The organism is Nostoc sp., from assembly GCF_054880495.1.
The window spans coordinates 1-5,978 of sequence record NZ_JBTYKD010000230.1; the positions used below are offsets into that span (position 1 = coordinate 1).

4 protein-coding genes and 1 pseudogene are annotated in these 5,978 nt (G+C 44.4%); all 5 read right to left on the reverse strand.

Annotated elements, in window-relative coordinates; all coding sequences use genetic code 11:
• Nucleotides 1–90: pseudogene (locus tag ACYTXL_RS21725) on the reverse strand (RNA-guided endonuclease TnpB family protein); the annotation flags it as partial.
• A gap of 316 nt (nt 91–406) precedes the next feature.
• Nucleotides 407–1,750 (reverse strand): nitrogenase component 1, encoded by a 1,344-nt coding sequence (locus ACYTXL_RS21730; RefSeq protein ID WP_461926537.1) that lies wholly within the window; start codon nt 1,748–1,750, stop codon nt 407–409.
• 367 nt (nt 1,751–2,117) lie between these two features.
• Nucleotides 2,118–3,647 carry a nitrogenase component 1 gene (locus ACYTXL_RS21735; protein WP_461926538.1) on the reverse strand — a complete coding sequence of 510 codons (1,530 nt, stop codon included), beginning with the start codon at nt 3,645–3,647 and terminating at the stop codon, nt 2,118–2,120.
• Nucleotides 3,648–3,755: 108 nt separating this feature from the next.
• Complete coding sequence (vnfK, locus tag ACYTXL_RS21740; protein WP_461926539.1) at nt 3,756–5,141, reverse strand: V-containing nitrogenase subunit beta; 1,386 nt, start codon at nt 5,139–5,141, stop codon at nt 3,756–3,758.
• Between the two features lie 454 nt (nt 5,142–5,595).
• Nucleotides 5,596–5,978: V-containing nitrogenase subunit delta (gene vnfG, locus ACYTXL_RS21745; RefSeq protein WP_461926540.1), on the reverse strand; the 383-nt coding region annotated here is incomplete at its 5' end.

Below are 5,978 nucleotides of genomic sequence, written 5' to 3' on the forward strand. Positions count from 1 at the left end.
AGCTATGGATTTACGATTATCTGCAAGCTTCCATCCTGATGTTTTGTATTCAACCGAGCGACAATCTTTCTGGAACTGGGGATACCCCTTTAAACTTAGACCTCTTGCATAAATCAAAAATAAGAACCCCACCCCGCCTTTGACTTACGTCAAATTCTCCCCTAAGAGCCTGCTCTTAGGGGCTGGGGGTGGGGTGTTAGGGACTTTTGCAAGAGGTCTATTGCCCTCAGATTCGCCAACCAGAGAGCCAAGGAGGGACGCAATATCTAGTTGCAGCAGTGGTCTACCGCTTTGCTAACGGCAGTTACTCCCCGTTGTAGCGACTGCCGTTGCTCCAGATGTGTAGTACAATACTTCTTGATAACTCTGCATCAGGACATCAAAACATTCTTGACACAATACTTCTCTATGTCCAATTAATCTCTTTGGAACGAAAAGCTCTATCCCAATCGTTAGCAATCACCTCCATCATATTGATCATGCCTTCATAACCAAAATATGGCTTGTCAACATAAGTTTCTCTGTTAGTGGGGCTAAATACATCAAAAGCAATTTTGATTCCCAATTCCTCTGCCATGTATTTTTCCCATGCCGAGCCAATCACAGCATCAACATCAAACTCTTCTAAAGTCTGTTTTACCTGATAGCCATCTGCCGAAAATATTACGCGGGAAGTAAGACCGAGGCTGTGCAGTTCTCGCTCCAAAATTGAACGAGAATCAGGCATCGCCGAGCGAAATAATAAGACTTCCGGAATCATCTCCAATTCTTCAAAGAGCATTCTCACCAGTCCAATGCCAAGCGTCCCATCCGCAGATACGGCAATTCTACAATTACGATATCGGGGAATAATCATCAATGCTCGTTTGCGAAGTGTATCTACAACCATTTGTTCGCCTTGTTTGATGATTGGCTCCACTTTTTCATCTATCTTAAAATGTGCCGCCAATGCCTTCAACCACCGAGTAGTGTTGTTTACACCTACTGGTAAAGGTATATCATCAAGGATCAAAGGGATGTCATGGGTCTGTTGCATTTTCCGAGCAAACTTATACCCAACATCATGACTGAGAACAATATTGGCGGTTGCCTCACCAGCTTGCTCTAGTTCTTCAAAGGAGGTATTATGAGAGAAGACCGTCTGTACTTTAATCCTTAAAGATTTTAACGTCTGCTTTACCCATTCTAAATCAGCCCACCAAGTAGGATTCAGATTTGCCTGTGGTGCAATGATATTTACAATCCTTGGCTTTTTGCCCCTTCTCTTGGTCTGCCTTTTTTTGATAAAAGGAAGTAAAGCCTCCAAACCCATCTCCAAGCCATCGTAAGCATTGCCCCGAAACCCACCAGCCATTAAAGGAACGAGTTTGGCTTTGATATCTGGCTGAAGCTGGTTGCACAATCCCGCAATATCTTCACCAATGATGTCTGCCGCGCAAGTACCAACGACAAACATCACCTTAGCATCAAAAGATTTATCCGCGTCTTTAATCATACCTTTGAGTTTCTCAGACGCTCCCATTACAATGTCTGACTCAAAAAGACGAGTACAAGCTACTTTCCGCTTAGTGAAATCAACCTCATGAGCATCATACCCAGCTGCGACAGTGGACGCGCAACCCTGTGGAGACTGAATTACAATACTGACATCTTTAATACCAGCAACTGTAGTTGCAATACCTTCAAGGGCACAGCCAACTACTGGGTCTTTACTATGATTACAATTGTCAAAAGTTGTTTCAGCAGACATTTTTTCCTCCTGTTTTTCTAAGGTTTGACTATGATAAATGCGTTTCACGCAGCCTGTAGCAACTTCTGCCTTGACGTTTCCGTGTTTTGTGCAGCCTGTAGCGACTTCCGCCTTCCCTGTAGCGACTTCCGCCTTGACGTTTCCGTGTTTCGCGCAGCCTGTAACGGCTTCTGCCTTGACGTTTCCGTGTTTCGTGGAACCTGTAGCGACTTCTGCCTTGACATTTTTGGCTTAAGCCTTGCCCGTATCAGATGCCACTGAATCAGTGTGTAGTCTTTTCCAGAAACCCAATATTTCCGAGAGTTTGTTGGGTTTCACTTCGTTCCACCCAACCTACAATTTTCTCCCTTAGACAAAATTTCATTTATTATTCGTTAATACATTTTCCCCGTCTCTTCTCTGCATATACGGTACAGTCAGGCATGTCTTGAGCTAATTTTCCGCTTAGTGATTGAGTAGATGCTAACCCGGAATTTTTAGGGAATACCATTTGCTTGGTTAAAGCACTCCGAGGTCTAAAGCCATATTGAAGTGCTGTTTTAATACACCTTGCGACCTTTAAGGCTCCGCGATAGCCAAATCTGGGACGATTTAAGATAGCATTTAAATCGACTACGGGAATATGGGGGAAACTCAAGGAAGAACCAAAATAAACTACCGATTCTGCATCAAGACCACCAATGAAATCCAGTAATTCATCTTCCGTTTGTTTCATGGACTCGTACTTGCCAAAGGCCAGTGTCCCTTTCGTAATCAGGATTTCCGGGTCTAACCCTGTTTCCAATAGGTAGTCTACACTGGTTTCTCGTGCTTCTGTACTCCAGGGATGGAAGTTATAAATTACTACACGCATCCCAAAATCACGATCCAACATGTGAGCAAGGGATAAGCACTTGATAGCATCATGTCCTTCGATAATCGCTAACTTCCCTTCTATATAACTCTTAGCTGCTTCAAATTCAGTCTTGATTGCGGCATATTCCTTTTCCATTAGGGCAGCCGCCTGTTCTTCCATCCCTAAATATTTTGCCGCCCCTTCGAGCCATTTTTCTGTAGCGGTGATTCCATAGGGAAGGATAGTAGAATTTAATGGAGTACCGAACTTGTCTGACATGGCTTTGCCGATGGTATAGCCAAGATCCAAACATAAAGTACAGTTGACTGCTGCACTCGGTGCTTGCTTGAGTTCTTCTAAAGTACAGTCACCAGCGATGACACTGTGAACTCGTGCCCCCATTCCTTCGATCAATCGCACCAGTTCCTTAACATCAGTTTCGACTTCTGTCCTTTCAGGGCCCATCTTTGCGCCCACAATATTGACAGCATCGGCTAGTTGTGCTTTCCGTTCTGGAGTTGGCGGCTCCATAAAGTCTACAATTTGCCGAAATACGATATCAAATCCACTGCGATACTCCCCGGCGAATCCTTCGCAATGTATCGTCATGATCTCAGCATCGATTTCGGTGCGAGCTTTATTTACTACGTCATCAACACAGTCCCCAATAATACCAGACGCACAACTAGTAGCAACAACGATCGCATCGGGATGGTATTTTTCATCTACTTCTCGAATCGCGCCTGCTAATTCTTTTTCCCCTCCAAAAATTACCGCCTTCTCACTCATGTTCGTAGTCACCACAGGTTCATAAGGTGATCCACTATTGCGGCTATTGGTCAGCTTGTATGCCCGCTTGACACCATAAGCACAGCCACTCGGCCCGTGAGAAATGACGATCGCATTTTTAATCCCACTTAAAATCTTCGTTGCAGTCCAAAATTTACAGGGGCGGGTATGACTACCTTGTAAACTAGTCTTGATCTTACCCTCTTTTGCCAAGCGATAGAGTTCGCTCAAATTTCCGTAAAATACGACATTTTGATCTATACTTGCAGTCATGATAACTCTCCAATGTTTCGTAAACTTCTGTTGCGTAGGTGATTTAGATCCCCGACTTCTTAAAGAAGTCGGGGATCTGGTAGATAATCAACTATCCTCTTCAGCCTATTACCAAACGTTTAAGATCCACTCGCGATCGTGCTTATTCTCCATATCTGCAAACATGGCGTTGGCAATGTTATCTGCTAGCCATTCTGCTCCTTTATAGCCAATCACAGGATATTTCCACAGACCTGCGCGGTCAAAGCTGGGGAAGCCAACCCGAACCATCGGAATTTTGTGATCGATGGAAATATATCGACCCTTGGAATGACCTAGAATCAAGTCGATTTCCAGGGATTTATCTTTGATGCGGCGCTCCAATTCCCAGAGGTCTGCATTCCAAATGACTTCGATATCACAGGCTGCTTGCTTCTCCAACTGGGCAATTCTGGGGTCTTTGGTGCAGGCTCTGTTGTCGTCTCCCAACAACATCAGCACTGGCTCTAACTCAACTTCTAAGCAGAACTCTGCTAGACCAATTACTAAATCGGGATCTCCGTAAATAGCAACCTTCTTGTTAGCGAAGAACATGTGAGCAAGGTCTGCGATCGCATCAATAGCTTTACCACGTTCTCTAACTAAAGATTCTGGTATTGGTTTGCCAGTTAATTTGCTGATATTTTGCAGCCAGATGTCGGTATTTTTGATCCCAATTGGTGTTGGGCCAATGATTGCAGGTACCTTAAACTTCTCTTCTAAGAATTCGGCTGTGCTGCCTCCTTCATATTTGCATAAGGCAATAGTTCCCAACGCATTAGCAGAATCAGCAATTTCTTCAATGGTTGAATTCCCAAAGGCAAAACTTGTCTTATCGGGCATGGTGGGCGCATCGAAGGATTCTGTATCCAGTAAGATATTCCCTGGAACGTCCATCTCTTTTAAGATGCGCTTAACTTCAATGACATCTCCAGGGTTAAGCCACCCAGTGATGATGTTCAACTTGCCAGTTGGTTGGCCTTTTTTTGCTAGGGTAGAAATGATTGCGTGTACGCCGACATTATAGCCAGTAACTTGACTGCCTTTGTAACTGGGAGTATGTACAGGAACAAGGATAACCTTGCGATCGGGATAGTCTTTCTTTAACTGGGCGTTGAGCTTGTTAATGGTTCCTTCGATATCGTCCCCAATCGTCTCAGTTGAACAAGTCGTAATAATTGGGATAATCCGTAAATCGGGATATCGTGCTACTAAGGTGTTTACGGCTTCCTCAATGCGTGGCTGTCCTCCAAGGACTGCGCTATTTTCATGGAGTGAAGAAGAAGCAATGTCAAAATTTTCCTTCAAATGCTGGGCAAACAGGAGACGAACGAACATACTACATCCCTGTCCTCCATGCACTAGGGGAATACAATCTTTGATTCCGATGGAAGCGTATTCAGCCCCAGCAGGCTGACAGGTAAATATAGGATTGATGATTCCCTTGCGTTCTTTCTGTTTTACGACTAAAGACATTCTCTTGACTCCTAGATAGTGTATAATTAGTAATGCGTGTTTGTTTGGCGTTGCTGAACGAAGATATGAAGTGTCTTTTCGAGCTTAAGAAAGTGGAGCGATGTCTGCGGTGGTCACTGACTTGTGCCGAGTATCTCGACTTCGCTCGATGGAACCGCGGCCGAGGTAGTTTGCCGAAGTGCGATCGCTCTCTACTTTGTAAGTCTCTACTCTGTAAGAAAATTTCTGCACAAACACTAACAGGATGACAAGACTCTAATTCATACTCCAATTCAACAACGCCGTTTGTTTAGTGAGGCAGTCTGGTCTTCTCTCTACAGCCCTTTTCCTAAAGGAGACGCTAGGCGTAGCTTGCTTGACCGTAGGGGTACGGGCATCCTACGGCATCTCCCTTTGGGAGAAGGGGTGACGCTAAGAGCGTCACCCGGAGGATAGAATTACCGATCCAATTGCTTTAATAAAGCGAATAATGCAATTCACCATTCTTCGACTTGGTTATTACAATATCGATCAGCATTGCTTTAACAGACTCCAGTACTGCCTTCTTTTGCGAGTTTTCCATGCTATTTAACCATGAAAATCTAATTTCCAGGTCAGCCGAAAGGATCTTCGCATCTGCATAAAAACCCCTGTCGATCAAGGTTTCTAGAACCACCTTTTCTCCAGTCAAGATTTGGGCGGCCATATTGAGAACACCATTGATGTTTTCTTGCCGATCCCATGCACGAGAGTGAAACTGCCACAAACACCGTTCTTGAATTAATTTTGTGACTTCCCCAGCTCGCTCTTGAATGTATGACGCAATTTCCTTAGCTTGCACTTGAACCTGTGGTGCAA

What these genes read in the sequence shown, in the direction of transcription:
- ACYTXL_RS21730 (WP_461926537.1), bottom strand. Translation starts at nt 1,750, where the DNA reads ATGTCTGCTGAAACAACTTTTGACAATTGTAATCATAGTAAAGACCCA.
- ACYTXL_RS21735 (WP_461926538.1), bottom strand. Translation starts at nt 3,647, where the DNA reads ATGACTGCAAGTATAGATCAAAATGTCGTATTTTACGGAAATTTGAGC.
- vnfK (WP_461926539.1), bottom strand. Translation starts at nt 5,141, where the DNA reads ATGTCTTTAGTCGTAAAACAGAAAGAACGCAAGGGAATCATCAATCCT.